25 protein-coding genes are annotated in these 25961 nt (G+C 58.4%); 10 read left to right on the plus strand and 15 right to left on the minus strand.

Annotation, left to right across the window (positions count from 1 at the left end):
- Window positions 1-48: 48 nt before the first annotated feature.
- The 3 genes from RFER_RS12075 to RFER_RS12085 form a co-directional block, all read right to left on the minus strand.
- Window positions 49-1284: a branched-chain amino acid ABC transporter substrate-binding protein gene (locus RFER_RS12075; protein WP_011464676.1), complete on the minus strand. Its 1236-nt coding sequence runs from the start codon at window positions 1282-1284 to the stop codon at window positions 49-51.
- Between the two features lie 51 nt (window positions 1285-1335).
- Window positions 1336-2571, minus strand: a complete 1236-nt coding sequence (locus RFER_RS12080; protein ID WP_011464677.1) for a branched-chain amino acid ABC transporter substrate-binding protein — start codon at window positions 2569-2571, stop codon at window positions 1336-1338.
- Window positions 2572-2691: 120 nt separating this feature from the next.
- Window positions 2692-4320, minus strand: a complete 1629-nt coding sequence (locus tag RFER_RS12085; protein ID WP_011464678.1) for a 3-(methylthio)propionyl-CoA ligase — start codon at window positions 4318-4320, stop codon at window positions 2692-2694.
- 230 nt (window positions 4321-4550) lie between these two features.
- Here RFER_RS12085 and RFER_RS12090 point away from each other — a divergent pair, with 230 nt between their 5' ends.
- The 6 genes from RFER_RS12090 to RFER_RS12115 all read left to right on the plus strand — a co-directional run bounded on the left by RFER_RS12090 (window position 4551) and on the right by RFER_RS12115 (window position 8970).
- The gene (locus RFER_RS12090; RefSeq protein ID WP_041790639.1) at window positions 4551-5249 is read left to right on the plus strand and encodes a Crp/Fnr family transcriptional regulator; all 699 of its coding nucleotides are present in this window, start codon (window positions 4551-4553) and stop codon (window positions 5247-5249) included.
- 83 nt (window positions 5250-5332) lie between these two features.
- On the plus strand, window positions 5333-6823 hold the full coding sequence (locus tag RFER_RS12095; protein WP_011464680.1) for a protein adenylyltransferase SelO: 1491 nt from the start codon (window positions 5333-5335) through the stop codon (window positions 6821-6823).
- 65 nt (window positions 6824-6888) lie between these two features.
- A complete protein-coding gene (gene msrB, locus RFER_RS12100; RefSeq protein ID WP_011464681.1) occupies window positions 6889-7311 on the plus strand; it encodes a peptide-methionine (R)-S-oxide reductase MsrB in 423 nt (140 codons plus the stop codon).
- A complete protein-coding gene (locus RFER_RS12105; RefSeq protein WP_011464682.1) occupies window positions 7295-7834 on the plus strand; it encodes a septation protein A in 540 nt (179 codons plus the stop codon). Before msrB ends, RFER_RS12105 begins: the two co-directional genes overlap by 17 nt.
- Window positions 7835-7857: 23 nt before the next feature.
- Window positions 7858-8151, plus strand: coding sequence for a BolA family protein (locus RFER_RS12110; protein ID WP_011464683.1), 294 nt, complete (start codon window positions 7858-7860; stop codon window positions 8149-8151).
- Window positions 8152-8184: 33 nt separating this feature from the next.
- Window positions 8185-8970 (plus strand): peptidylprolyl isomerase, encoded by a 786-nt coding sequence (locus tag RFER_RS12115; protein ID WP_011464684.1) that lies wholly within the window; start codon window positions 8185-8187, stop codon window positions 8968-8970.
- Window positions 8971-9305: 335 nt separating this feature from the next.
- On the opposite strand, the gene RFER_RS12120 is transcribed toward RFER_RS12115, so the two are convergent.
- A complete protein-coding gene (locus RFER_RS12120; protein WP_084795498.1) occupies window positions 9306-10811 on the minus strand; it encodes a sensor histidine kinase in 1506 nt (501 codons plus the stop codon).
- A complete protein-coding gene (locus RFER_RS12125) occupies window positions 10708-11391 on the minus strand; it encodes a response regulator (RefSeq protein ID WP_011464686.1) in 684 nt (227 codons plus the stop codon). The genes RFER_RS12120 and RFER_RS12125 overlap by 104 nt, the downstream gene beginning before the upstream one ends.
- Between RFER_RS12125 and RFER_RS12130 the strand changes: the two genes are divergently transcribed.
- Both RFER_RS12130 and RFER_RS12135 read left to right on the plus strand, forming a co-directional pair.
- Window positions 11392-12501 carry an ABC transporter substrate-binding protein gene (locus RFER_RS12130; protein WP_166485717.1) on the plus strand — a complete coding sequence of 370 codons (1110 nt, stop codon included), beginning with the start codon at window positions 11392-11394 and terminating at the stop codon, window positions 12499-12501.
- Between the two features lie 45 nt (window positions 12502-12546).
- On the plus strand, window positions 12547-13551 hold the full coding sequence (locus tag RFER_RS12135) for a malate dehydrogenase (protein ID WP_011464688.1): 1005 nt from the start codon (window positions 12547-12549) through the stop codon (window positions 13549-13551).
- On the opposite strand, the gene RFER_RS12140 is transcribed toward RFER_RS12135, so the two are convergent.
- From RFER_RS12140 to RFER_RS12185, 10 genes are all read right to left on the minus strand, one after another.
- The gene (locus RFER_RS12140) at window positions 13531-14136 is read right to left on the minus strand and encodes an RBBP9/YdeN family alpha/beta hydrolase (protein ID WP_011464689.1); all 606 of its coding nucleotides are present in this window, start codon (window positions 14134-14136) and stop codon (window positions 13531-13533) included. The two genes, RFER_RS12135 and RFER_RS12140, sit on opposite strands and share 21 nt — an antisense overlap.
- A gap of 10 nt (window positions 14137-14146) precedes the next feature.
- A complete protein-coding gene (citG, locus tag RFER_RS12145) occupies window positions 14147-15055 on the minus strand; it encodes a triphosphoribosyl-dephospho-CoA synthase CitG (RefSeq protein WP_011464690.1) in 909 nt (302 codons plus the stop codon).
- Window positions 15027-15578, minus strand: coding sequence for a citrate lyase holo-[acyl-carrier protein] synthase (citX, locus tag RFER_RS12150; protein ID WP_011464691.1), 552 nt, complete (start codon window positions 15576-15578; stop codon window positions 15027-15029). Before citX ends, citG begins: the two co-directional genes overlap by 29 nt.
- A 1-nt stretch (window position 15579) precedes the next feature.
- Window positions 15580-17118, minus strand: a complete 1539-nt coding sequence (gene citF, locus RFER_RS12155) for a citrate lyase subunit alpha (RefSeq protein WP_011464692.1) — start codon at window positions 17116-17118, stop codon at window positions 15580-15582.
- Between the two features lie 19 nt (window positions 17119-17137).
- Entirely contained in the window at window positions 17138-18010 is an 873-nt protein-coding gene (citE, locus tag RFER_RS12160) for a citrate (pro-3S)-lyase subunit beta (protein WP_011464693.1), read from the minus strand.
- Window positions 18007-18303, minus strand: coding sequence for a citrate lyase acyl carrier protein (citD, locus tag RFER_RS12165; protein WP_011464694.1), 297 nt, complete (start codon window positions 18301-18303; stop codon window positions 18007-18009). The genes citE and citD overlap by 4 nt, the downstream gene beginning before the upstream one ends.
- Before the next feature lie 45 nt (window positions 18304-18348).
- Window positions 18349-19443, minus strand: a complete 1095-nt coding sequence (citC, locus tag RFER_RS12170; RefSeq protein ID WP_011464695.1) for a [citrate (pro-3S)-lyase] ligase — start codon at window positions 19441-19443, stop codon at window positions 18349-18351.
- A gap of 29 nt (window positions 19444-19472) precedes the next feature.
- The gene (locus RFER_RS12175) at window positions 19473-20510 is read right to left on the minus strand and encodes an isocitrate/isopropylmalate dehydrogenase family protein (protein ID WP_011464696.1); all 1038 of its coding nucleotides are present in this window, start codon (window positions 20508-20510) and stop codon (window positions 19473-19475) included.
- A 10-nt stretch (window positions 20511-20520) separates the two neighbouring features.
- The gene (locus tag RFER_RS12180; RefSeq protein ID WP_011464697.1) at window positions 20521-21966 is read right to left on the minus strand and encodes a DASS family sodium-coupled anion symporter; all 1446 of its coding nucleotides are present in this window, start codon (window positions 21964-21966) and stop codon (window positions 20521-20523) included.
- A 484-nt stretch (window positions 21967-22450) separates the two neighbouring features.
- Window positions 22451-23227: a heparan-alpha-glucosaminide N-acetyltransferase gene (locus RFER_RS12185; protein WP_011464698.1), complete on the minus strand. Its 777-nt coding sequence runs from the start codon at window positions 23225-23227 to the stop codon at window positions 22451-22453.
- A 66-nt stretch (window positions 23228-23293) separates the two neighbouring features.
- Here RFER_RS12185 and RFER_RS12190 point away from each other — a divergent pair, with 66 nt between their 5' ends.
- Both RFER_RS12190 and RFER_RS23005 read left to right on the plus strand, forming a co-directional pair.
- On the plus strand, window positions 23294-25312 hold the full coding sequence (locus RFER_RS12190; RefSeq protein ID WP_011464699.1) for a peptidase U32 family protein: 2019 nt from the start codon (window positions 23294-23296) through the stop codon (window positions 25310-25312).
- A gap of 108 nt (window positions 25313-25420) precedes the next feature.
- Window positions 25421-25954 carry a phasin family protein gene (locus RFER_RS23005; protein WP_011464700.1) on the plus strand — a complete coding sequence of 178 codons (534 nt, stop codon included), beginning with the start codon at window positions 25421-25423 and terminating at the stop codon, window positions 25952-25954.
- Window positions 25955-25961 lie beyond the last annotated feature (7 nt).

The following is a 25961-nucleotide window of genomic DNA, read 5'->3' on the forward strand; positions in this document are numbered from 1 at the left end:
CGCCAAGGCAACGACCCAGGTCACCCTGGGTTCAGACGTTGGCCGGTTTTAGCCTGGGCGTTTCATCTGGCAACTGGTGGGTGTGCTGGCCACATACGCCTCAATGTATTTGACCGGCGCAAAGGTGTAGCCGGTTTTTTCTGCACTATAGGGGTTCTTCTTGTCCACTTTTTGCCATTTGGAGATGTACAAGCCCTGCTGCATCTGGTGATCTGATTTGCGCATCTCGGAATCTCCGTTGAAGCCCTGGAACTTCAACCCTTCCATCGCGGCGGCCACCTTGACCGGGTCGGTGGACTTTGCCTTGGCCATGCCTTCACTCAAAAGCACGAGGCCGTTGTAGATGGAGAAAGTGTAGAAGTCGTCGCCAAACTTCTTCTGGAAGTCGTTCGTCAGTTTCCCCATGACCCCCATGTAATTGGAATGGTTGTACGCAATCTGATAAACCTCGCCCTCACCGCCTGCGGCCAGCGCGGTGGGTGTGCCCGACACGCCGGCATAGTAGGTATACATCGGCAGCTTGAGGCCGGAGTCGTTCAATGCCTTGACGAACAGCGTCAGGTCCTGCCCCCAATTGCCGGTCACGATGGTGTCGGCACCCGATGCCTTGATCTTGGCGACATAGGGCGAAAAATCCTTGACCTGCCCCATTGGCACCAGATCATCGCCGACCATCTGGGCATCGGGCCGCTTGCGGGCCATACCTTCCTTGAAATACTTGCTGACCTGTTGGCCGTGTGAGTAATTCTGGTTGAGCAAGTACACTTTTTTGACTTCGGGCTTGTCTTTCATGAAGCTGGTCAATGCTTCCATCTTCTGCGACGTGTCTGCATCCAGCCGGAAATGCCAATAATTGCATTTCTCGTTGGTCAACGCCGGATCCACCGCCGAATAATTCAGGTAGACCACTTCCTTGCCGGGGTTGCGCTCGTTGTGCTTCGCGACTGCGTCGGACAAGGCCAGCGCCGCGCCGGACCCGTTTCCCTGCGCGATGTAGCGAAAGCCCTGGTCGACCGCTGCTTTGAAGGTGTTGAGTGCTTCTTGTGGCGACCCTTTGCTGTCCATGCCGACTATTTCGAACTTCACACCTGCCGGGTTCCTGACGCCGTTGGCTGGGTCGGCCAGAAATTGCCAGTTCTTCAACTGGTTCTGGCCCACGTTGGCCATCGGCCCGGACAGGCCCTCGATCATGGCAATTTTGACCGTCTCACCTTTCTGGGCAAGTGCGCCGCCGGCACACAATAGTGCAGCTGTGGCTGCAACCAGGTTCATTACAAATTTCATAAAAAAACTCCTGAGTTTTATTTAATCAGCACCCGCCCAGCGTCACCAGCCCTAGCCTGGCCGTTTCATTTGGCAACTGGTTGGCGTGCTGGCAATGAACGCGTCCATCTGCTTGACCGGCGCAAAGGTGTAGCCGGTGTTCTCAACGCTGTAAGGGTTTTTCTTGTCTACTTTTTGCCACTTGGTCACAAACATGGACTGCTGCAACTGGTGATCGGATTTGCGCATTTGCACTTCACCGGCAAAGCTCTTGACCGTCAAGCCCTCCAGCGCAGCTGCCACCTTGACCGGGTCGCTGGACTTGGCTTTGGCCATCGCCGCCGCCATCAGGTTGATGCCGTTGTATGTCGCATAGGTGTAGTAATCGTCGTTGAATTTTTGCTTGAAATCCTCAGCGATTTTGCCGATTTCACCGGGTTCGTTGGCATGGCCATAGGCAATCACATAAACCTCGCTGTCGCCGCCAGCCGCCAATGCGGTTGGTGTACCGGTGACCTGCGCGTAGTAGGTATACATGGGAATTTTGAGACCCGCGTCATTGAGCGCCTTGACCAGCAGCGTCAAATCAGCACCCCAGTTGCCGGTCACGATAGCATCGGCGCCGGCTTGCTTGATCTTGGCAACATAAGGCGAAAAGTCCTTGACCTGACCAATCGGAGTCAGATCGTCGCCGACGATTTTCACATCGGGGCGCTTGCGGGCAATGTCTTCCTTGAAATACTTGGACACTTGCTGGCCGTGCGAGTAGTTCTGGTTCATCAGATACACTTTTTTGACGCTCGGCTGGTCTTTCATGAAAGCGGTCAAGGCCTCCATCTTCATGCTGGTGTCGGCATCCAGACGGAAATGCCAGTAGTCGCATTTTTCGTTGGTCATCGCCGGATCAACGGCGGCGTAATTGAGATACACCACTTCCTTGCCCGGATTGCGCGCATTGTGCTTGGACACGGCATCAGAAATCGCCAGGCCAGCGCCTGAGCCGTTGCCCTGGGTCACATAGCGAAAGCCCTGGTCGATGGCGGCCTTGAGTGAGTTCAGACTTTCCTGGGGAGACCCCTTGTTGTCAAAACCTGTGACTTCAAACTTCACGCCAGCCGGATTCTTGGCGCCGCTCAGGCGCTCTGCCACAAATTGCCAGCTTTTGAGCTGGTTTTGACCCACATTGGCAAACGGGCCGGACAGCGGATCAATAAAAGCGATTTTGACGGTTGATCCAGCCTGGGCCAATGCACCACCGACGCACAAAGCAGCTACCGTGGCAGCGACAACATTCCTGACCAATTTCATATAAAAATCTCCTGGGTTTTGATACATCAACACCCGTCCAGCGTACAAGCATTTGTGGCTTGTCCCATGAGGGATTTCCCGTACGATGAATCACCCAGGCGACACGACTCGACTCAGGACTCAAGCATCCGGCAGCTGGTAATCCTTGAGCAGCTCACGCAGTTTGCTCTTCTGCATCTTGCCGGTACCACCGAGCGGAATCGCGTCAACAAACACGACGTCGTCCGGTATCTGCCATTTGGCGCATTTGCCCTCATAAAACGCAAGAAGTTCGTCACGCGAGACCTCCGCGCCCGGCTTCTTCATCACGGCGATGATGGGCCGCTCATCCCACTTGGGATGCTTCATGCCGATGCAAGCGGCCATCGCCACGGCCGGGTGCGCCATGGCAACGTTCTCCACATCAATGGAACTGATCCACTCGCCGCCGGACTTGATAACGTCTTTGCTGCGGTCGGTGATCTGCATGTAGCCATCGGCATCAATGGTGGCGACGTCACCGGTCGGGAACCAGCCGTCTACCAGTGGCGAGCCGCCCTCCCCTTTGAAATAGTCACTGATGATCCAGGGGCCCTTGACCAGCAGGTCACCGTACGCCTTGCCATCCCAAGGCAATTCATCCCCGTTGCCATCCACAATTTTCATGTCCACGCCAAAAATGCCGCGTCCCTGTTTGAGCCGGACCTTCATTTTTTCCTCAGGCGTCATCGCCAGATGCTTGTTCTTGAGGGTGCAAACCGTGCCCAGGGGCGACATTTCCGTCATGCCCCAGGCATGCAGTACCTCCACACCATAGACGTCATTGAACGCCGTGATCATGGCCGGCGGGCAGGCCGAGCCACCAATGACAGTGCGCTTGAGTGTGCTGAAACGCAAACCGCCCGCCTGCATGTGACTGAGCATCATCTGCCACACGGTGGGAACACCGGCCGCAAACGACACGCGTTCGTTCTCGATCAATTCAAAGATGGATTTTCCATCCATGGCTGGTCCCGGAAACACCAGTTTGGCCCCCGTCATCGCCGCTGAATACGGCAGGCCCCAGGCATTGACGTGGAACATGGGCACCACTGGCAACACCGTGTCACGCGCGCTCATACTCAAGGCGTCTGGCAAAGCGCCGGCAAACGCGTGCAACATGGTGGATCGATGGCTGTACAGGGCTGCTTTGGGGTTGCCGGTGGTGCCGCTGGTGTAGCACATGCTGGACGCCGAGTTTTCATCAAAGGCAGGCCATTTGTAGCTGCTCGATTGGGCGCCAATCCATGCTTCATAGCAGAGCAGGCCGGGAATGCCGCTGTCGGCCGGTAGTTTGTCGGCATCACACATCGCCACAAAATGTTTGATGGTGGTGCAACGGCCGTGGATGGCTTTGACAATGGGCAAAAAGCTCATGTCAAAACACAGCACGGAATCTTCTGCGTGGTTGGCAATCCAGACAATCTGGTCCGGGTGCAGGCGCGGATTGAGCGTATGCAGCACCCGACCCGAACCACTCACGCCGAAATACAGTTCCAGGTGACGGTAACCGTTCCATGCGAGTGTGGCCACCCGGTCGCTGAAGGGCAGCTTCAGCCCATCCAGGGCGTTGGCAACCTGGCGTGAACGCGACGCAATATCCTTATAGGTGCAGCGATGAATATCGCCTTCCACCCGTCGCGACACGATTTCGCCCTCGCCATGGTGGCGCTGCGCAAACTCGATCAGCGACGAAATCAACAACTGGTGGTTTTGCATCAACCCGAGCATGAAATTTCTCCTGTAAATTGGTCTAGGGGTCCACTCGCATGGTACTGCGGTTTCCAATCAAGTTAACGCCGTGACGCCATGTGAAGCTGGCATTGCCAGCTTCGTATTTCATAGCATCCACTCTGCGTCTGCAACTGGAGTCTGACGTCCATGGCGAATGTATGCAAAACTTGTCACGTACGCGACAAGTTGTCATTGAGCTGACAATTGATCTGTGTTTACCCTTGCCCATGTTTCCCAGCACCGCCTCATCAACTTCACGCTTTCTTGCCACGCAATCCTGGTTCGCCGGCTTGCCGCGTTTGACTCAAATGCGGGTCGATGAAAGCCTCTTGCGCACGAGCGGAAGACGTGGCGATGTGATGCTGCAGGCCAATGCGAAGGTAGAGGGCTGCTACGCGGTTCTGTCGGGCCTGATCAAGGTACAGACCGTTCCTGTGAAGGGGCGGTCATCCAGTTTTTTGGGTGTGGCGTGCGGCGAATGGTTTGGGGAAGGCTCCGCACTGAAGACCGAGCCGCGCAGGTATGAAGTCATTGCGTTGCGCGATACCGAGTTGTTGTGCCTGCCGCTGGCCGAATTTGACCACCTGCGCGCGACCAGCATTGAGTTCAACCAGTTTCTGGTGAGCCAGCTAAATCTTAGGGTGAGTCAGGCCATGGCGCTCATCGAAGCCAGCCGTCTGCGCACACCCGAGCAGCGTGTCGCGCTGTCCCTGAGCCGCCAGTTCTGGAGCCGGACCCGCAAACTTGGCCTGTCACAAGACGAACTGGCCAATCTGGTCGGGGTATCGCGTCAGACCGCCAACCGGGCTTTGCAGGCATTGGCACAACGTGGGCTGGTGACACTTGAATTCGGGCGCGTGGATATTGTCGACGACGACGCACTGACGCGCTTCATCTTTTCAGCACCCGAAAATCCGTCGGATTGACCTGACAGTTGAACCAGGCGCAGCTTGGCGCGTGGATAACCCTGCGAACTTTGTGCAAGGCCCTACTGCGAGACAATTCGGCCATGACCGTGGCCACACAAAACTTGACAGCGCTCGATGTGGGATTAGCCTGGCGCAACAGCTTCGCCCAGTTGGGCAAAAGCTTTTACACGCCGCTGGCGCCCTGGCCGCTGCCCGCGCCTTACTGGGTGGGCCGCAGCACCTCGACGGCCCGTGAGTTGGGTCTCAGTGAGTCGTGGCTGGATTCACCAGAACTGCTGCAGGTGCTTACCGGCAACCAGCCGATGGCGGGCACACAGCCACTGGCCAGCGTCTACAGCGGTCACCAATTTGGCCAGTGGGCGGGACAACTCGGTGATGGCCGTGCTATTTTGCTGGGGGAAACCGGTGGCCTGGAGGTGCAGCTGAAGGGTTCCGGGCTGACACCCTACTCCCGCATGGGCGACGGGCGTGCCGTGTTGCGCTCCAGCATCCGCGAATTCCTGTGCAGCGAAGCCATGCAGGGCCTGGGCATTGCCACGTCACGCGCCCTGTGTGTCGTCGGCTCGGATGCGCCGATACGGCGCGAAACTGTTGAGACCGCAGCGGTGGTGACGCGGGTGGCGCCCAGCTTCATCCGGTTCGGCCACTTTGAGCATTTTTCCCATCATGACCAGCATGCGCAACTCAAGGTCCTGGCCGACTATGTCATTGACCGGTTCTACCCGGAGTGCCGCGCAAGCGACAAATTCGCAGGCAACCCTTACGCGGCCTTGCTGGAGGCGGTGAGTGAACGCACTGCGGCCCTGGTGGCACAGTGGCAGGCGGTGGGCTTTTGCCATGGCGTCTTGAACACCGACAACATGAGCATTCTGGGTCTGACCATCGACTACGGGCCGTTTCAATTTCTGGATGCATTCAACCCCGGCCACGTTTGCAACCACTCGGACCAGGAAGGCCGCTACGCGTTCGACAAGCAGCCCAACATCGCCTACTGGAACCTGTTTTGTCTGGGGCAGGCTCTGCTTCCCCTGATCGGTGAACAGGAGCTCGCCATCGCCGCGCTGGAGTCCTACAAGACCGTATTTCCTGCCGCATTCGAGCGCCTGATGTTTGCCAAGCTCGGTCTGCTCGATGCCAGCGACAGCACGGCCACTGTCGACCGGGCATTGCTGCAGGACATCCTGCAACTGCTGGCCAGGGAGCAGGTTGACTACACCATCTTCTGGCGACGACTGAGCCATTGCGGCGTTGCGACTGACGCTCAGACGGTCCGGGACCTGTTTGTGGACCGATCCGCCGCAGATGCGTGGTTGCTACGCTATTCAGAGCGGCTTGAGCATATTCCACAGGGGCTAGCGGCTGATTTGATGCTTAAAACAAATCCGAAATTTGTGCTCCGCAATTATTTGGGCGAACAAGCTATCCAGGCAGCAAAACTAAAAGACTTTTCTCAAGTCGAAACCTTGCTGATGCTGCTTGAATCGCCTTTTGAGGAACACCCGGGTTTTGATAAATACGCCGATTTCCCACCCGACTGGGCCAGCAGCATCGAAATCAGTTGCAGCTCTTGACTGAACCATTTCACAGCGGGCTCGCGGTGACCGATGTACCTGAGCCCTCATCAGGCAAAAATACCATGACCTACAAAATTGAAAAAACCGACGCGCAGTGGCAGGCCCTGCTGGCAGCCAAAGGCGCCGAGCCGTTGGCGTTTGAAGTCACCCGCCATGAAGCCACAGAGCGCGCCTACACCGGCCGGCTCGAAGGCAACCAGGCAGCGGGCATTTACAGCTGTATTTGCTGTGACAAACCCTTGTTTGACTCCAGTACCAAATTTGAATCCCATTGCGGCTGGCCCAGCTATTTCCAGCCCATCGACGAGGCGGCTGTGGCGACCAAGATGGATGGCAGGATGGGGATGCAACGCACCGAGGTGCATTGCCCCGACTGCGGCGCGCATCTGGGCCATGTGTTTCAAGACGGCCCGGCCCCGACCGGCTTGCGCTACTGCATGAACTCAGCTTCGTTAAAATTCACCCCACATGAAAATACTGATTGATTTCTTCCCCATCCTGCTGTTTTTTGGCGCTTACAAGGCCTATGACATTTATATCGGCACTGGCGTCCTGATGGCGGCCACCTTGATTCAAATGGGCCTGATCTACACGCTGGACCGCAAACTGACGGTCATGCACAAGATCACGCTGGCCCTGATACTGGTCTTTGGCACCTTGACCCTGGTATTGCACGACGAACGTTTTATCAAGTGGAAACCTACTGTCTTGTACGCCGCCATGGCGATTGGTTTGGCACTGGCAGTGTGGGTGTGGAAGAAGAATTTCCTCAAGCTGCTGTTGGGCAGCCAGATGGAATTGCCGGACCCGGTGTGGATGCGGCTCAACATGGTCTGGGTCGTGTATTGCGTCTTCATGTCGCTCATCAATGCCTACGTGGCGGCCTACTACAGCACGGAAGCCTGGGTCAATTTCAAGCTCTGGGGCTACGCGTTTCCACTGGTCTTTATCGTCGCCCAGGGTTTCTATATTTCGCGCTATCTCAAGACCGATGAACCCAAGGCCTGAACCCATTGACTCCACCAACCACCATGACCGCCGCCGCCCTCTCCACAGCCCCCACCGCACAGCAGCTTGAACAGCGTTTGCGCGACACCCTGCAACCCAGCGCGCTGGAGGTGATCGACGAAAGCTGTCAGCACCACGGCCATGCCGGCGCCAACGGCAGCGGTTTTGGCACTCATTTTCGGGTGCGCATCACTTCACACTTATTTACCGGCAAGTCAATCGTGATGCGACACCGCCTTGTGTATGATGCGCTGCACGATTTCATGGCACACGGCTTGCATGCCCTGGCCATTGAAGCCCAAGCGCCAACTGCTTGATCTTTTTTAAATTTTTTTAACCAGGGATCCCGAATGAAAATGAAATGTCTTTCCGCCATCGCCGCGGCCGCAATCCTAAGCACGCTGGCACCGACGGTATCGGCGCAAAACGTGGCCATCGTCAACGGCAAAGCAGTGCCCACCGCACGCATGGACGCACTCGCCCAGCAAGTGGCCCGCTCGGGTCGCCCGATCACACCTGAAATGCAGGGGCAATTGAAAGAAGAAGTGATTGCACGTGAAATCTTCATGCAAGAAGCCAAAAAACAGGGTCTTGACACCACGGAAGACTTCAGAACCCAGATGGACCTGGCACGCCAGACGCTGCTGATCCGGGAACTCTTTGCCAACTATCAAAAAACCAGTCCCGTCACCGATGCGGACATCAAGGCCGAGTACGACAAGTTCGCAGCCGCCAACAGCGGCAAGGAATACCGTGCCCGTCACATCCTGGTTGAAAAAGAAGACCAGGCCAAAGCCATCATCGCCCAGTTGAAAAAGGGTGGGAAATTTGACGAAATCGCCAAAAAGTCCAGCAAGGACCCGGGCTCCGGTGCCAACGGCGGCGATCTCGACTGGGCCAACCCCAGCAACTACGTGCCTGAATTTTCGCAAGCCCTGATCAAGCTGACCAAGGGCCAGACGACCGAGACGCCTGTCAAGTCACAGTTTGGCTACCACATCATCCGCCTGGATGATGTACGCGATGCCCAACTGCCAAAATTTGACGATGTCAAACCGCAAATTGCACAACAACTGCAGCAGCAAAAAATGACCAAATACCAGGAAGAATTGCGCGCCAAGGCCAAAATCGAATAAGCCCCGCAAGCACCTTAAAAGAAAAGCGGCCGAGGCCGCTTTTTTTACGGCCAATGGGGTTTTACCAGGCTGTTGGCCCAAGAAATCACGGAACCCCAACCCCGATGCGGCTTACGACAGGTCTATCAATGGCCGGTTGAAAATGGGCAACTACGACTCCTGCATATGATTTCCGATCACGACCAGAGTCATCCTTTCGAACTCTCCGAGATCTGCAATCGCTTCAACTCCGACCTTCTCTGCTCCACGCTGAATCGATGTGCAGACTTAGGTGTCCTGATTCAGAACCGGGTCAATGCCGCGAATCAGGATTGCCAAATCATAAATCGGAGTGCTCATGCATTGAAATGATTTGCCTTCGAGATGTAGCCGCGTTCATTGTCAGACACTTCGCCGGGCCACACCAATTGGACACGAAGTCCGCTCACGCTGTCCAGCGCGTCGCCCAGTTCCATTACGATGCCATGGCGATCACAGATTTCACGCACGATCGCCAGGCCGAGTCCGCTGCCGTGCTCCCGGGATCCGGCGATGCGATAGAACCGCTCCAGCACGCGAGGTCGCTCGGCGACTGCAATACCCGGACCGTTATCAACAACCCATAATGCTGCGCGCTCGTCCTGTCTGCCGACCGAAACGGTCACTCGGCCTCCCTCTGGTGTGTAGACCAGGGCGTTGTGCACCAGGTTGGCAATCATCTCGCGCAACAGCACCCGCTCGCCCTGCACCTGCACCGCGCACGGAGCCTCGAATCCGAGATCAATTCCTTTGCCGCGGGCCAGGGTCAGCATCTCAAAGGTCACCTCGTGAGCAAGATCGGTTAAATCCAGGTCTTGAACCTCGCGTGCGTATTGGGCTTCGCTGCGTGCCAGGGAGAGCAGTTGGGCAAGAAGTCGCCCCGTCTCGTCGGTGCTTTCGTGCAAATGGCTCACAATGGCGCGCATCGACGCCAGATCAGTCTGCAGCAGGGCATGGTCCACCTGAGCACGCAGCACGGTCAGCGGCGTCTTCAACTGGTGCGATGCGTTGGCAACAAAGCGGACCTGAGCCGCTCCGAACTGGCGCTGCCGCTCGGTGTGGGCGTTGATGGCATGGATGAGTGGCGCCACCTCAAAGGGAACGGTGCCCGTCTCAATCGGGGTGAGATCGTGGGCGGTTCGTTTCAAAACCTCATCCTGCAGCCGCGTCAAGGGAGACAGTCCCCTAGCTACGCCTAGCGCAATCATGCTGGCGGCCGTGGCGATCAAGATAAGTTGAACCAGCGCCGCGTCACCAGCGATGCTCCGGGTGAGTTGGTGCCGCGCGTCCAGGGTCTCAGCCACCTGTACCAGCAGATGGCGTTGCGCATCGCCATCGAGCACGGTGCTTTCAATGGCCACAACGCGGATGGCTTGGTCTTTGTAGATAGTGTCATAAAACCTGGGCTCTTCGCTGCTTCCACTGCCCACGGAGGGCAGATCTTCGTAGCCCGTGATGTAACCGCCGTCGCCCAAATCGGTCACGCGGTAAAAGATGCGGTCCTGAGCATCGGTACGCAGCATCTCCAGTGCCGTAAAAGGAACATCGGCCACCACGTCACCATCAACAACGGTGATTTGTTCACTGATAGCCATTGCAGATCCAAGCAGCGTACGGTCATAGGCCTCGTGTGCCAACTCCAGGCTGTGCAGGTAACCGATCACCGACCCAAGCAGCCACAGTGCAAGCGTGGGGATCAGCAGCCAGCGCAGCAAATGACTACGAAGGCGCATCGTCGCAAGCCTCCAGAACGTAGCCCAACCCACGTAGCGTTCGGATCGCCGCGCCGCTGCCATCGAGCCTGCGCCGAAGACGATGTACATAAATCTCCAGCGCATCGTGACTCAGCACAACATCGCTGGTACAGAGGCGGGTCGCCATCACATTTTTATTGACCGGGCGACCCGCATGCGCGATCAGAATTTCCAGCAAGTCGTGCTCGCGCGGTGGCAGATCATCGAACTGGCGCGCGCCCACGCTAAAGCGCCGCGATACCGTATCGAACTCCAGCCGGCCGACACGCAGAACTGAGTGCGCCGTCCCAAGACTGCGTCTATACAATGCACGCAATCTAGCCTCCAGCTCAGTCAAATCAAAGGGCTTGGGAAGGTAGTCGTCGGCACCCGCATTCAGGCCTTGCACCCGATCATAAATATCGCCACTGGCCGTCAGTATGAGCACCGGCACGGTATCGCCGCGCTCGCGCAAGCGGCGCAGAATCTCAAAGCCGTCCATCTTCGGCAACGCCAGATCGAGAATGACAACATCGTACGCGTGCTTGTGCAAGTCTGCGTCAGCCAAAGCGCCATCCGATTGGCCGTCAACCGCAATGCCCAGCATGCCAAACGACTGCGTCAGGGTGTGCACCAGCTGCAGATTGTCTTCAATCAGCAATACTTTCATGTGAACTCGAAGATGGTTGACCGAGCCGCCATGATAATCTGCGGAAGTACAACACTTATGACAATCTTGATGCAGCGCAGAGACTTCGGGATGGCCGTTTTGGGGCTGGCGGCGCAGCGGTTGCCGCTCGCTGCGACCCCAGATCAGAAAGTGCGGGTTTTATCCACGGCAGACCGCATGGTGGTGCAGCCTGTCATTGATGATTTTGAGCGGACGCATCCTGGCTACAACATCGACTACGTGCAGCTCGGCAGCGTGGAACTTCATGCTCAGTTCCTTACTGACCAGGGTGCCCATGCCGACGTGCTCTGGAGTTCGGCGCAGGACCTGCAAACCAAACTGGTTAATGATGGCTATGCGCTGCGTTACGAGAGCCCGCATGCTGACTTCTTGCCGCGCTGGGCGATGTGGAAAAACGAGGCCTACGGCACCACCCACGAACCGGTGGGTATCGCCTACCACCGGCAGTTGCTGGCACAAAGCGAAATACCAACAACGCACCTGGCACTTGCGGCCCTGCTGCGCTCCAATACACGACGCTTTCGTGATCGCGTCGCCACCTATGATATTGAAAAAGCAGGTCTGGGGTATCTGACCGCTGCGCACGACGCGATGGCCTCACCGCAGTCGTGGGAGTTGGTGCGTTCACTCGCCCAATGCCGCGCCAGTCTGCATATAGACACCCAAAGCATGCTGGAAAGCATTGCGGCGGGTCGGACGGCGCTGGCCTACAACGTATTAGGAACGTATGCGGATGCCTATGCAAGGAGCAATGCCGATATGGGTGTTGCCTACCTGCAGGACTACACCTTCGTGGTTTCGCGTGTGGCCTTTATCGCGCGTAAGGCACCCAACCCGCAGGGCGCCAAACTTTGGCTTGACCACCTGCTGTCGCAGACTGGCCAGCGCCTGCTGGCGGAAACCGGCAGGCTGTATGGGGTGCGCACCGACATGACCGGACCGCGCTCCGCCGCCGCCCTGAAAAAACTGCTTGGCTCCGCCGCCAGGCCAATTGCCATTGGTCCTGGGCTGCTCGCCAACCTGGATCGCAGCAAGCGTAACGCCCTATTGAAACGGTGGCACGCGGAGTTCGAACATGCGCGCGTTTGACTTGGCGCAACGGGTACACATCGCCGTGACATTACACTGCCACCGATGAACCAAGCTCCCGTTCGAGTGACCGTGACAGGTGCTGCCGGCAGGGTGGCTTATGCCTTGTTGTTTCGCATCGCCAGTGGCGACATGCTGGGTGCGGACCAGCCGGTACAACTCGTCCTGTTTGACTTGCCCCACGCCATGAAAGCCATGCAAGGCGTGGTCATGGAGTTGGAAGACTGCGCCTTTCCCCTGTTGACTGAAATAATTGCCACCGACGATCCTGTGTTGGCGTTCAGCGACACGCAGATTGCACTGCTCGTGAGTGCCCGTCCCCGCGCCGTCGGCGCGGAACGCCTGGAGGTTTTGGCTGACAACGCCAAGATTTTTGCTGCGCAGGGCGCGGTCATTGGCCGCCATGCCAACCCGGACTGCAAAGTGCTGGTGGTAGGCAATCCCTGCAATACCAATGCTTGTGTCGCGATGAAAGCGGCGCAGAAGTTCAGCCGCATTCCGGCGCGCAATTTCGCTGCACTGCTGCGTCTGGACCACAATCGCGCGCTCGCCCAGCTGGCACTTAAAACCGGTCGGCCGGTGGGCGGCGTGAAGCGCCTTGCAGTCTGGGGCAACCATTCGCCCACGGTCTACGCCGACGACCGATTCACAACGATTGATGGTGACAGCGTTCCGGCCATTATTGACAACATCGCATGGCACCACGATACCCTTGTCAGGACCGTCGATAAACGCGGCGAAGCCATTCTGGCAGCGCGAGGGCTTTATGCCGAAGCTTCGGCGGCCAGTGCGGCCATCGACCAGATGCGGGACTGGTGGCTTGGCACGCGAGGCGAATGGACGACGATGGGCGTGGTGTCCGACGGTGCCTACGGCGTGCCTGCGGGTCTGGTCTTCGGTTTCCCCGTAATCACTGACTGCCGTGACTACCGCATTGTTCCGGGGCTTGCCGTCGATGCGTTTGCACGCGGCATGATCGACGTCAACGTGCGCGAACTCACTGCCGAGCTTGAAATCGTCAAACCCTTGCTACCCGAGCTGTTTGGCTGAGCCGCCAGATGTCGCGGCGTCGGCCTTTTCGATCAGCTTGCACAGCACTTCCTTGCCGAAACGCCACGAGCCAAACCCGGACTCGACGTTGATGTGTCCGGCTTCACCCAAGTCGACCAGTTCGCTGCCCCAAACTCCGGCCCAATACTCGGCACGTGCAAAGCTCATGAAGGGGTCGTTGTGGCTCGCGACCAGCATGCTCGGCACACCCAGCCTGCATTCGGGAACGTCGTCCTGCGCATAAAACCTGGCCGGTTCGGCCGGGGCTACCAGCATCACGGCGCCCACCAAGTGGGGCATTTCCCTGGCCAGACAGCACGACGCGAGTGCGCCCAGGCTGTGCCCAACCAGCAAAACCGGGCGGCTGCAATGTGCCAACAGGCGGCGCAAGGAACCATTCAATCTATGAACATCAGGATCATCCCAGTTGCGCTGGACAACACGCTTCCAGATCGGCAACTCATGCTCCCAGATGGACTGCCAATGCGTCGCCCCGCTGTTGAAACGACCGGGAACGAGCACAAAGTCGTAGCGCCCAGCTGCTGCCAGCAGAAATTCGTTCGTCTTGAGGTCCGTGGAGGTCATCACAAAATATTCAAGCGACACACTTGCACACAAGCTCGTCCAGGTTAGCCAGGAACCAACTGACTGCCAGCAAATCGGCGCTCCCGCCCGGGCTGAGGTTGCGTTCGATCAAGAGTTGATCGAAGGCGGCGAGTTGCGCTGTCCGAGCGGACCTGGATGGCGTTGGGCAATCCAGCAGCCGTCTGGCTTCGGCCTGCACCAGGCAAAGCCCTTCCATGCCGCCGCGCGACACGATGTTTGTGTCGCGATTGTGTGCCATCAATTGCAGCAGCGCCTCAAAAAGCGATCTCTCCTCGTCCATCCCTTTGGCACGCGCCAGCAGGTAGGGCACGACGCCATGCGCGCAAGCCGTAGCGAAACCGCTCTGTGCTTCGCCACGCGCTCCGGTTAAACCGTGCTGCCAGTACAACAGCTCACCGGCAGTGCGCGCCGCCGCAGGCAGGAGCAGTTCGCGCTTGACGAGACCGGCGCAGATATGGGAAACCTCAGCACATACGCTGGCGCGCGAAAGCGGACGACCACGACCGTGCAGTCGCCCGGCAGCGGCACACAGCAGTCCGAACGAAAATACGCTGCCCTTGTGCGTATTCACCCCTAACGTGGCTGCGAACATGGCGCGCTCACAGGCCATCCCGTCGGCCCGAATGTAGCGAAGAAAATCCTCAACCGGCACCGCGCTGCCATCTACGCCGCGCTCGAAGAAAAACGAAAACCACGGTGAAATGGCCGCGATGCTGGCGCGGAAGGTGCCAACATCCATGTCACGATGGGCACCGGAATTGGCACGATCCACCAGACCTGGCTTGGGCGTCAGTTCCAGTTCGAGTACCAAAGACCGCTCGGCAAGGCGGCCAATGGCCTCACCCAGATCGCTTGCGCCGCTTCCGGCATCAATTCGCAGGGCTGTTGCGGTAGGCATCGATCTTGTCCTGTATGGCACGCCGCAACTGGGCCAGCGCATGGATACCGCCGCGGGCACACGCGTGGGCGGCTTGATCACAGAGCAGACAGCGTCTGGGTGACACATCAAATTGCCGGCGCGAGAGGCTGGCGCCCTCCAGACCCATCACGTCCAGATCCCACAGCCGACCCAGGGGGTGCTGCTCCTCGAGCGCCATGAGGCAGCGCTTGATGGTGAGCGGATCGGCATCCACCACCAGCAGGGCTTCCGGTCCGGTCATGAAGCAAGCGCCTTCCGACGCCAGCACCGCGTAGCCATTGGCGGCGAGCGCCTGGTGCATGGCGGCGAGCCCTTGCTCAAAGACAAAGCGCGCATCGCTCGTATCCTTGATCGGTCCGGGCGTGACCAGCGTCAACTGCACCAGGGGCCGTTTGAAACGCCGCAGCAGGTTTTGCTGGTCGGCCACGCGCGCCTCCCGCCGTGCCAGCATCTGCTCGAGGCTGACCGGGGCGCTGATCGGCTCGGACACTGGCGCCAGCATGTCAGTCCATGGGTTTGATTTGCCGCACCACATCAATCACGCTTCCGTCCCGGTAGCGCACGATGCCGACGATCTTGTCAAGGAACTCGATGGGCGAAGGCCGGCCGCTGATTTCAAGCGCGCGTGCATAAAGCTGCGCAATACTCATGACGGGCAAGCCGGCGTCCTTCAGTCGCTGCTCAACTTCCGGGCGCCTGGGGTTGACGGCAATGCCATGGTCGGTGACGAGCACGCCAATACATTCACCCGGAGTGACGATGGTGGTGACCTTGTTGACGACGGTCGGGATGCGGCTGCGAATCAGCGGGCAGACGACAATGGCAAGATTGGCCGCCGCCGCCACGTCACAATGACCGCCCGAAGCGCCCCGCATCACACCGTCTGAACCGGTGAGCACGTTGACGTTGAAGTTGATGTCGATTTCCAGTGCGCTCAGGATCACCACGTCCACGCGGTCACAGTAGGTCCCCTTGGAACTCGGATTGGCGTATTCGTTGGTCGAAACTTCGAAGTGGCTAGGCGAAGTCCGCAGCGACTCCGTTGCATCAGCGTCGAAACTCTGGGTGTCGATGAGCTTCGCGATCAAACCCTTTTTGTGAAGTTCGACGATGCCGCCACTGATGCCACCCAAGGCAAACGCCGCCTTGACGTCCTTCTTGCGCATGCGGTGTTCCATGAACCGTGTCGCCGCGGTCGACGATGCGCCGGAACCGGTCTGAACCGAGAAACCGTCCTTGAAATACCCGGAATGCTCAATCACGTCGGCCGCAAAGCGGGCGATCAACAGCTCGCGCGGATCGCTTGTGACACGGGCCGCACCAACACTGATCTTGGATGGATCACCCACCTCATTGACCTTGACAATGAAATCGACCTGGTCCTGGGAGATGCTGACCGGCGTATTCGGAAAGGGTAGGAACTCCTCCGTCAGCATGATGACATTGCGGGCGAACTTGGCATCAACCTTGGCATAACCCAGTGAGCCGCAGCGCGATCTTCCGCTGACCCCGTTGGCGTTGCCAAATTCGTCACAGGCTGAAACGCCAAGAAAGGCGACGTCAATCGCGATTTCACCACTCTGAATCAGGTGCACTCGCCCGCCATGCGAGTGAATGTGGACCGGTTCCTCCATCAATCCGTTCGATATCGCTTCTGCCAGTTTGCCGCGCATGCCCGAGGTGTAGATGCGCCGGATCACGCCGCTTCGAATGTGTTCAATCAAAGGAGTGTTGCACGACATCAGCGACGATGCGGCCAGTGTGAGGTTCTTGAAACCCATGCTGGCGAGCAGTTGCACCACTTGATTGATGGTGCGGTCGCCCTCGCGGTACCCGTGATGAAACGAGATCGTCATGCCGTCCTTGAGTCCGGTCCGCTGCACTGCCTCCTCCAGGGTCTGGACCATCTTGCGGCCCAACTTTTGTTGTAAGTCCTTGAGGTATGGCGCACCGGCGCAAAAGCTCTCAAATGGCTTCAAGCCCTTGAGGGTCGGGTTGGATTGGAACAGCGCGAGCTGATCTTTGATAAGTTCCTGGTTCATGTCATTTGCCTTTCGCGATTTACTTGCGCACACCCGAGGCCAAAGCGCTCTGAATCACGCGACGGGCATGGTTGACGATGGGGGCATCGATCATCTTGCCGTTGAGTGCGATGACACCAAGGCCTTCACGTTCCGCTTTGTCGGCGGCCGCGACCACGCGCCTGGCATATTCGACGTCCTCTTCCGTTGGCGCATATGCGTTGTGCAGCAGCTCGATCTGGCGCGGGTTGATGAGGGACTTGCCGTTGAATCCCAGCCTTCTGATCAGATCGACTTCCTTGAGGAAACCGTCGTCGTCATTAACGTCGGAAAACACCACGTCGAATGCATCAATTTTTGCAACACGCGCCGCGTGCAATACGGCACAGCGCGCGTAGAACAGTTCGGTGCCGTCGCCGCGCTCGGTCTGCATGTCCATCACGTAGTCAAAACCGGCCAATGCGATGCCCATCATGCGCGGACTTGATGTTGCAATGGACACTGCATTGACAACGCCAGATGCCGACTCGACGGCGGCCATCAGTTGCGTGGAGCCGACTTCGCGGCCGCATGCATGCTCGATGCGCGCGATCTCCGCCTCCAGGCGGCGCACATCGTCTGCGGAGTCTGTCTTGGGCAGCCGCACGATGTGGGCGCCGCCACGCACCGCCGCCTCAAGGTCATCGAGCCCGAACGGGGTATCAAGCGGGTTGATTCTGACAACGGTTTCAATGTCCTTGTACAGCGGGTGCTGCAGCGCATGAAAGACCAGAATGCGTGCCGCGTCTTTCTCGCGCAATGCGACGGCGTCTTCAAGATCGAACATGATGGAATCGGGCTTGAAGACAAAGGCGGTACTCAACATCGCCGAGTTGGAACCCGGCATGAACAACATGCTTCGACGCAGCTTCATTGCAATTTCTCCCACTCGATCTTGACGTCTCCGACACTGCGCAAGACGGCTGTCTGCAGGCGGGCCCGAATGGCACAGTCCAAGGCGCCTTTGTCTTCGACTGTGACGTCACCTTCTGTTACGCCGAGCTTGCCCAGGGTATCGTCAATCACGGCGCGAATATGGGCGCCAAACTGACGCATCACTTCGCTTCGAATGTGAATGTCAAGCCGATCCGGCAGGCCAGGGGCCACCTTGACCAGCAGGTCGCTGGATTCCAGCGTGCCGGCGACTGCTTCCTTGATGATTTTCATGTTGATCTCTCGGTAAAAGGTGTCAGGAACTGAAGTGCATGGGCATTAACCGGTTCCGGTTGCGACGCGGGCACCCGGATCGAAATACTTCACCCGCAACAAATCCAGGGTGGCCTGCGGCACCAGATCCGCCATGTGTTCGAAATCGTCCGCACGCAGGTAGCGGCGCACTTTGGACGCCGAAATGGCCATGCCAGAATGGGCTATGCGCTCAAGTTCGACCACCTCGATCGCGGGCGCCTTTGATGCGGCTTGCATCAGCCAATGCTTCATGTCGGCGTTGTATTTTTTGGTGACCTCGCAGAACGGCTCGGTCCCGACGAAACGGTGCGTAATGCCCAGCGCGGGTGCCACATGCTCACGAAAGATAATCAGGTCGAGCGCGGTATGACATTGATCAACAATGCCGCGGTCTTTCAGGAAATAGCTCGGAAACGTCGCCTTGGAGATCATGTAGATCGACCCGGGGTGAACTGTCGTGCGGGGCATGTTCTTGAGACCGTCCCGCACCAGCGCGAGACGATCCTCGTAGGTGATGAGCGAAGAATTTTCGCCGACCACAAATACATGCAGCCAATCACAGGCGTCTGAGGCTTGCTGCGCCAGGTATTGATGGCCGAAGGTGAAAGGGTTGGCGTTCATCACGATGCTGCCAATCTTGTTTCCTGGCTCACGCGTGGCAGCGAGGCTGTCGCAATAGCGCGCCAGGCCAACCGGGGAATTCTCCATCAGGGCGATGGTGCCCGGCATCTCGACCAAGGGATAGAAGCCACAGCGCGAAAACAGCGCTTGGTTCTCGGGTTTCGTGTACAGAAACAAGTGGTAGCGCCCCATGTCTGCTGCCAAATTGGTCACTTCGGATATCAGGCGCAAGGTAATGTTTTGACCGCGTAGCGAAAGAGAGACGGCGACACATTTGATGATGTTTTCACCCATCCCGGCACAGGCCACCAGTTTGTTGGCCGCACGGACCGTCACGAAGTCCGTGATATTTCCATCCAGCTCCAGATCGCAGCTTCGCAGAAATTCGGCAATCTCGTCCTTCAGCTTCGGATTGTCAGAAAAATTCTCGACCGCCCAGTCCAGGCCGCCACTAGTGAAGGATTGGTACTCCGAGTAGTAGTCCTGGATTACATGCATTTGAATTGGCCGCCATCACAAACTGGTTCTTAGCCGGTCCTAATCCGGCTCACCAGCGCCTTCGTGAACGCGGCGGTGCTGGCCGTGCCGCCGAGGTCGCCGGTGCGCACCTTGTCGATGTTCAGGGTTTCATCGATGGCTTTGCGCAGGCGAGCGGCCAGTTCGGGTAACTTGCAGTGGTCGAGCATCATCGCGGCTGCCAGCATCAGGGCGATTGGATTGGCAATGCCCTTGCCCGCGATGTCCGGGGCCGAGCCATGTACCGCCTCAAAGATGGCCGCATCGGCCCCGATGTTGGCACCCGGCGTCATGCCCAGGCCACCCACCAGCCCGGCGACCAGGTCGGACAGGATGTCACCGAACAGGTTGGTGGTGACCAGCATGTCGAATTGCCAGGGGTTGATCACCAGCTTCATTGCGCAGGCATCAATGATCACGGTCTCGAGTTCAAAGCGGCCCTTGTACTTGCGTTCGTACAGGTCGATGCCGGTTTCCAGGAAGATGCCGGTCAGCGCCTTCATGATGTTGGCCTTGTGCACGATCGAGACCTTCTTGCGCCCGGTCGCAACGGCATGTTCAAAGGCGAATTCCAGCAGGCGCCGGCTACCGGCCCGGGTGTTGATGCCGGTGGCCATGGCCACCGCACGCGGGTCGTCGTCGATCGGGATGTAGTATTCATGACCGATGTACAGGCCTTCGAGGTTCTCGCGCACCACCACCAGATCGATCTTGTCGAAACGCCCGCCCGGGATGATGGTGCGGGCAGGGCGCAGGTTGGCGTAGAGCTGGAACTCTTCGCGCAGTCGCACGTTCGATGAGCGGTAGCCGCCGCCCGAAGGCGTCTCCAGCGGGCCTTTGAGCGCCAGCCGGGTGCGCCGGATGCTGTCGAGTGTGGCGGCTGGCAAGGGGTCGCCCGCAGCCTGGATGCCGCCCAGACCGGCGATCTGACGGTCCCAATCGAAGGGCGCATGCAGCGCATCAAGTGCAGCCAGGGTGGCGTCAACGATTTCGGGGCCGATGCCGTCTCCGGGAATCAGGGTGACGGGAATGAGGTTGGAAGAATTCATTCGCTGATCCTCACAGGCCCGACTGCAACCAGGGCAGAACGATCAGGATCAGCCCTGCGAAGTACACCAGACCGAATATCAGGCCAAGCTTCCAGAACTGCGCTTTGCCGATGTAACCACTTCCAAAATAGATCGGTGCCGGACCGGTGGCGTACGGGCCAATTACGCCCATCAGGCCCAGACTGTACATACACAACATGGTCAGCGTCGGAACCGAAAGACCTGGAATTGCCGCCCCTACCGACAGCACGACAGGAAGCACTGCCGCAGTGTGCGACGTGAGACTCGAAAAGAAGTAGTGAATCCAGAAGAACAGCGCGACCAGTGCAATCAGCGCCCACGTCGGTGAAACCCCATGCAAGGGCGCGGCAAACGACTCGGCAACCCATTTGATAAAGCCGATTTCGTTCAAACCTGACGCCAGGGTGAGCAGTGAAGCCAGGAAGATAAACACCTCCCAAGCGCCCTTCTCGGCGATGATGTCGGCGAAGTCAATGACTTTGGTCACCAGCATCAGCGAGATGACCACCAGTACCACCATCGTGGCGTTGATGTAGTTCGATCCGAAGAATGGAACCGTGATGCTCTTGTTGGCCCCGGTGATCCACAGAAACATGGCGAGCAGAACAAACGCCGTCATCAGCCACTCGTTGCGCGACATAGGGCCTTTGATGTTGAGTTGGTCGGCAGCCCACTCCACGATTTCCGGACTCTCCTTCACTTCGGGTCTGCACAGGACGTAACTCAACAGCGGCACCAACAAGATCAACAGGATGCCCAGCGGTGCGAAGCCGGTGAACCATTGTGCCCAGCTCACATCAACACCGACGGTTTTCTTGGCGATGCTCAGCGCGGCCGCATTCGGTGCCAGTGCGGTAAAAAATAGCGAACTGGTCACGCCTGTTGTGGCGAATGCCGTCCACATCACATAGGTGCCGATCTTGCCCGCCGTGGGCCCGGGCTCTGATCCGAAGATCTTGGGAATGTTGCTGATGATCGGGAAAATGGTGCCCCCGCTGCGCGCCGTGTTCGACGGGGTTGCCGGCCCTAGCAGCACGTCGGCAAAGGCCACGGCATAACCCAGACCCAGCGTTCTTTTGCCGAGCAACCTGACCAGTTGCAACGCAATGCGTTCGCCCAAACCGCTTTTTCGGTAACCCACGGCGAACATGAACGCGCCGACGATCAGCCAGACGGTGCCTTCCGAGAAGCCGGCAAGCGCCCACTTGATGGATTTGCCTGGATTGGGTTCGACATAACCCATGACCGCTGCGAACGTCAGGCCGATGAGGCCGACTGCACCCACTGGGAACGATTCGAACACCAGGCCTGTGATCACCGCCGCGAATACGGCGAAATAGTTCCACTGGTTGGCCACAAGTCCGGTGGGAATCGGGCTAAGCACGATGGCGAGCCATACGAACAATGGCGCTAGGGTCTTCCACTTGATTTTCATTGCTAACCTCTTCTGTTCAGCGGTCTTACCGAGAACCTCGACGTGCTGCACACCGCCAGCAGTTGATATGTCGGGCTTGCTCAGCGCATATCGCGCCGTTGCTGCAGCGAATGTATTTCCGACTGTCGGCGGCAACCCTTCAGCCAGCTTTCAGGTCTAGACAAAAATAGCGATGCGGGTTGAGGCAGATCAAAGAGGCCTTGATACAAACGCAAAGTGCGAGATTTCGGCAAGCTGAGCTTTTGAGTCCCCGTTCTTGGGATCTGAAATGATCTCTGCGAGAGTGATCCGATGCCAGCTGCTCTGGTCGCAATCCTTGCCTAATCGCCAGGAGCTTTCAGAATTCGGCCCGCAGAAGACGCGTCCCGCAGAGATTGGGGCCCGGGTCCCAATCTCTGCCGACACCATCGGCTCCCGCTGGGTAGATGAAGTCAAACAGTTTGGCCAACAACGCGCTCATAACCAGCCACAGAACCTCGCTGTGCTATTTTGCCAACCACCCGACGGCCATCAGACCGCCCAGCAACACCGGCTGGTGCAGCATGTAGTAGCTCAGACTCCAACGCCCCAGCATCGCCAGCGGTTTGAACGCCGCCGGCAGGCGCCATGACAAGGCGGCGCCATGGCGCGTCAACCATGTTCCGGCCGCCTCACCCCACCACATCACGCCCAGCCAGGGCAGCAGCGGCACGTAGTCTTCGGTAATGGGTTTGCGTGTAATCAGGCCCAGCCAGTTCAGTTGGGGGGAATTCAACATTTCGGCCAATTGGGCTGTAGCCTCCGTCTGAAGGGCGTAAGATGCTATTAATTGGATAGCAATTGCGCAGGCCCCCAGCCACCATAAACGCCCGCCCCAACGCGCTGTCAGGCGCGCAATGATCAGCATCAGCGCCATGCCGTGCAGGACACCAAAGTAGATATAACTTTGCGGGAACATCCACCAGGAACCAACCGTGACCAGCAGCGCACAGCCCAATATTTGCGCCCAGCGGCGCCAGAAGCGCGGCCAACGCTGTCCCTGCGCCACGGCAATGGCTTGGCCCAGTCCGGCACAAAATAAGAACAGGCTCACGATCAAGGTGCGTTGCCAGGTCCACAGCGGGGCATGATAAAAATCCTGCTTGATGTAGCCGAACTGGTTCAGGTCGAAACTGAAATGGAAGAAAGTCATCCAGACCATCGCCAAGCCGCGCAGGGCGTCCACGGCGTCAAATCGGAGGGACGATGAAGTGGCAGCACGGGTTAAGGGTTGATGCGTCATGGTGTAACGATAACCTATCGGTTCATGGCGCTTCAAACGCCATGGGGTCCGGGGATAATCGGGCCTATGTCACTGCTTGACCATCAACTCGAACTGTTAGCCCCGGCGCGTGACGCCGACATTGGCATCGAAGCCGTCAACCACGGTGCCGACGCCGTTTACATCGGTGGTCCGTCCTTTGGCGCGCGCGCCAATGCGGACAACAGCGTCACCGAGATCGCCCGGCTGACGCGCCATGCCCACCGCTTCAACAGCCGTGTCTTCGTCACGCTCAACACCGTGCTGCGCGATGACGAGCTGGAGCCATCGCGCAAGCTGGTTTGGCAACTGTATGACGCGGGAGTGGATGCCCTGATCATCCAGGACATGGGCTTGCTGCAGATCGACCTGCCGCCGATCCAGCTCCATGCCAGCACCCAGTGCGACATTCGCACACCAGAGAAAGCCCGTTTTTTGCAGGACGTGGGCCTGTCGCAAATTGTGCTGGCGCGCGAACTCTCCCTGCCGCAAATCCTGGCCATCCGTGCCGCGACCGATCCCGAGCGCTGCACGCTGGAGTTTTTTGTGCATGGCGCACTGTGCGTGGCCTACAGCGGCCAGTGCTACATCAGCGCCGCCCACACCGGGCGCAGTGCCAACCGGGGCGAGTGCAACCAGGCCTGCCGCCTGCCCTATCAGGTGGTTGACGATAAAGGTCGCTTTGTGGCGCACGACAAACACGTGCTGTCCATGAAAGACAACAACCAGAGCGACAACCTGGCGGCTCTGGTGGACTCGGGGATTCGCAGCTTCAAGATTGAAGGCCGCTACAAGGACATGGGCTACGTGAAAAATATCACGGCCCATTACCGCAAGCGACTGGACGCCCTGATTGAAGAACGCCAGACCTCCAAGCAGCCGCTGGCGCGCGCATCCAGCGGCAGCACCACATTCAGCTTTACGCCTGACCCGAACCAGAACTTCAACCGCGAGTTCACCGATTATTTTGTGCGAGGCCGTCAGGCGGACATTGGCGCGTTTGACACGCCCAAGAACCCCGGCCAGCCCATTGGTTTTGTGACCCAGGTCGGCCCCAACTGGGTGGAACTGGCTGTGAGCGATCCGGCGCAGGCCTTGCACAACGGCGACGGTCTTTGTTACTACGACTTGCAAAAAGAGCTGGTCGGCCTGGCCATCAACCGGGCTGAAAGCCTCAACGCTGCCAAGGGCCGCTGGCGCGTGTTTCCCAAAGACGCCTTGAGTGATCTGAAGGACCTGCGCAAAGGCGTGGAGGTCAACCGCAACCGCGATACCGAGTGGGTGCGCGGCCTGGAGAAAAAATCAAGCGACCGGCGCATTGGCGTTTGGCTACATCTGGCAGATACGCCACAGGGCCTGGCCTTGAGCCTGACCGACGAAGACGGCGTGACGGCCACGGCCCACGCCAACCTGGTCCGCACACTGGCCAAGGACAGGGAAGTCGCCAACGCGAGCCTGCGTGAGCACCTCGGCAAAATGGGCAACAGCATTTTTACGGCGCTGGCGGTGCAGGTGGAATTTTCACAAGCCTGGTTTGTGCCCCCGTCGGTCCTCAACCCGTTGCGCCGGGACGCTTTGGAGGCACTGGAAACCGCACGCACCAAGGCATTCAGACGATTGCCACGCGCCGCTGCCGTGGAGCCGCCAGCACCCTACCCTGAAGACACACTGAGCTATCTGGCCAATGTTTTCAACCAGGCCTCCCATGCCTTTTACGCCCGCCACGGCGTCAAGGTGGTTGCGCCCGCTTTCGAAGCGGCGCAAGAACTGGGTGAAGTCAGCCTGATGATCACCAAGCACTGCGTGCGTTTTTCATTGAGCTTGTGCCCCAAACAGGCCAAGGGCGTGATCGGCGTGCAGGGCACGGTGAAGGCCGAGCCATTACAACTCATCAACGGACGCGAGAAACTCACCCTGCGCTTTGACTGCAAGCCGTGTGAAATGCATGTCATGGGCACGATCAAGAATTCGGTATTGCAACAAACCATCAAGTCCCTCGCGCCAGCGCCGGGTGAAGTGCCCGTCAACTTCTTTCCCAGGCGCCCCCTGAACACCTCGGTCGGTTGATCCCAAGTTAAGGTGTCTTCCCTAGAGAAGCTGATGGATACTTGCCCACGCAATGCCGCCATGCATTTAATTGACGGCCGGTTTCATCACTGAACAAGGGGATTTTTCATGGCTTCGAAAACCACAAGCACTGCCAAAAAAACTGCAAGGACCCTGGCAAACAAGACTGTCGCTGCCAAAGCGGCTGTCGTCAAGGCAGTCAGCAAACCCAGGTCGAAGGCCCCAGCGGCAAAAGCCAGGTCGCATGCGCCAGCCAAGACCACAACCCTGAAGCAGGTGGCCACGCAAGGCCGCAGAAAAGTGAGCTCGGTCGTGCACTTGACGCGGGATGCCTCACTCAAACTGATCGATTCGCAGCGCGCCATCTGGCTGGCGGGCCTGGGTGCACTGGCCAAGGTCACCACCTCGACCGGAACCAAAGGCGAGAAGGCCTTTGAGGCCTTGGTCAAGGCCGGCGAAAAAATGGAATCCCAGGCTCGCGGCACCATCGACAGCAACGCCGACATGCTCAAGCATCGCATCAATGACGCCAGCAAAGTGGTGGACGACAGTATCAACAGCGTCAGTGACGCGTTTGATGCGCGCGTGAAACAGGCGCTGGCCCGCTTGGGCTACCCCAAGAACAGCACGACCATCAAGTAAATCCAAG

The sequence above is a fragment of the Rhodoferax ferrireducens T118 genome (assembly GCF_000013605.1).
Taxonomy (GTDB): Bacteria; Pseudomonadota; Gammaproteobacteria; order Burkholderiales; family Burkholderiaceae_C; genus Rhodoferax; species Rhodoferax ferrireducens.

Bases quoted from the DNA above. Each gene is read 5' to 3' on its own strand.
- RFER_RS12075 (WP_011464676.1), bottom strand. From the start codon at position 1,284: ATGAAATTTGTAATGAACCTGGTTGCAGCCACAGCTGCACTATTGTGT.
- RFER_RS12080 (WP_011464677.1), bottom strand. From the start codon at position 2,571: ATGAAATTGGTCAGGAATGTTGTCGCTGCCACGGTAGCTGCTTTGTGC.
- RFER_RS12085 (WP_011464678.1), bottom strand. From the start codon at position 4,320: ATGCTCGGGTTGATGCAAAACCACCAGTTGTTGATTTCGTCGCTGATC.
- RFER_RS12090 (WP_041790639.1), top strand. From the start codon at position 4,551: ATGTTTCCCAGCACCGCCTCATCAACTTCACGCTTTCTTGCCACGCAA.
- RFER_RS12095 (WP_011464680.1), top strand. From the start codon at position 5,333: ATGACCGTGGCCACACAAAACTTGACAGCGCTCGATGTGGGATTAGCC.
- msrB (WP_011464681.1), top strand. From the start codon at position 6,889: ATGACCTACAAAATTGAAAAAACCGACGCGCAGTGGCAGGCCCTGCTG.
- RFER_RS12105 (WP_011464682.1), top strand. From the start codon at position 7,295: ATGAAAATACTGATTGATTTCTTCCCCATCCTGCTGTTTTTTGGCGCT.
- RFER_RS12110 (WP_011464683.1), top strand. From the start codon at position 7,858: ATGACCGCCGCCGCCCTCTCCACAGCCCCCACCGCACAGCAGCTTGAA.
- RFER_RS12115 (WP_011464684.1), top strand. From the start codon at position 8,185: ATGAAAATGAAATGTCTTTCCGCCATCGCCGCGGCCGCAATCCTAAGC.
- RFER_RS12120 (WP_084795498.1), bottom strand. From the start codon at position 10,811: ATGTACATCGTCTTCGGCGCAGGCTCGATGGCAGCGGCGCGGCGATCC.
- RFER_RS12125 (WP_011464686.1), bottom strand. From the start codon at position 11,391: ATGAAAGTATTGCTGATTGAAGACAATCTGCAGCTGGTGCACACCCTG.
- RFER_RS12135 (WP_011464688.1), top strand. From the start codon at position 12,547: ATGAACCAAGCTCCCGTTCGAGTGACCGTGACAGGTGCTGCCGGCAGG.
- RFER_RS12140 (WP_011464689.1), bottom strand. From the start codon at position 14,136: ATGACCTCCACGGACCTCAAGACGAACGAATTTCTGCTGGCAGCAGCT.
- citG (WP_011464690.1), bottom strand. From the start codon at position 15,055: ATGCCTACCGCAACAGCCCTGCGAATTGATGCCGGAAGCGGCGCAAGC.
- citX (WP_011464691.1), bottom strand. From the start codon at position 15,578: ATGCTGGCGCCAGTGTCCGAGCCGATCAGCGCCCCGGTCAGCCTCGAG.
- citF (WP_011464692.1), bottom strand. From the start codon at position 17,118: ATGAACCAGGAACTTATCAAAGATCAGCTCGCGCTGTTCCAATCCAAC.
- citE (WP_011464693.1), bottom strand. From the start codon at position 18,010: ATGAAGCTGCGTCGAAGCATGTTGTTCATGCCGGGTTCCAACTCGGCG.
- citD (WP_011464694.1), bottom strand. From the start codon at position 18,303: ATGAAAATCATCAAGGAAGCAGTCGCCGGCACGCTGGAATCCAGCGAC.
- citC (WP_011464695.1), bottom strand. From the start codon at position 19,443: ATGCATGTAATCCAGGACTACTACTCGGAGTACCAATCCTTCACTAGT.
- RFER_RS12175 (WP_011464696.1), bottom strand. From the start codon at position 20,510: ATGAATTCTTCCAACCTCATTCCCGTCACCCTGATTCCCGGAGACGGC.
- RFER_RS12180 (WP_011464697.1), bottom strand. From the start codon at position 21,966: ATGAAAATCAAGTGGAAGACCCTAGCGCCATTGTTCGTATGGCTCGCC.
- RFER_RS12185 (WP_011464698.1), bottom strand. From the start codon at position 23,227: ATGACGCATCAACCCTTAACCCGTGCTGCCACTTCATCGTCCCTCCGA.
- RFER_RS12190 (WP_011464699.1), top strand. From the start codon at position 23,294: ATGTCACTGCTTGACCATCAACTCGAACTGTTAGCCCCGGCGCGTGAC.
- RFER_RS23005 (WP_011464700.1), top strand. From the start codon at position 25,421: ATGGCTTCGAAAACCACAAGCACTGCCAAAAAAACTGCAAGGACCCTG.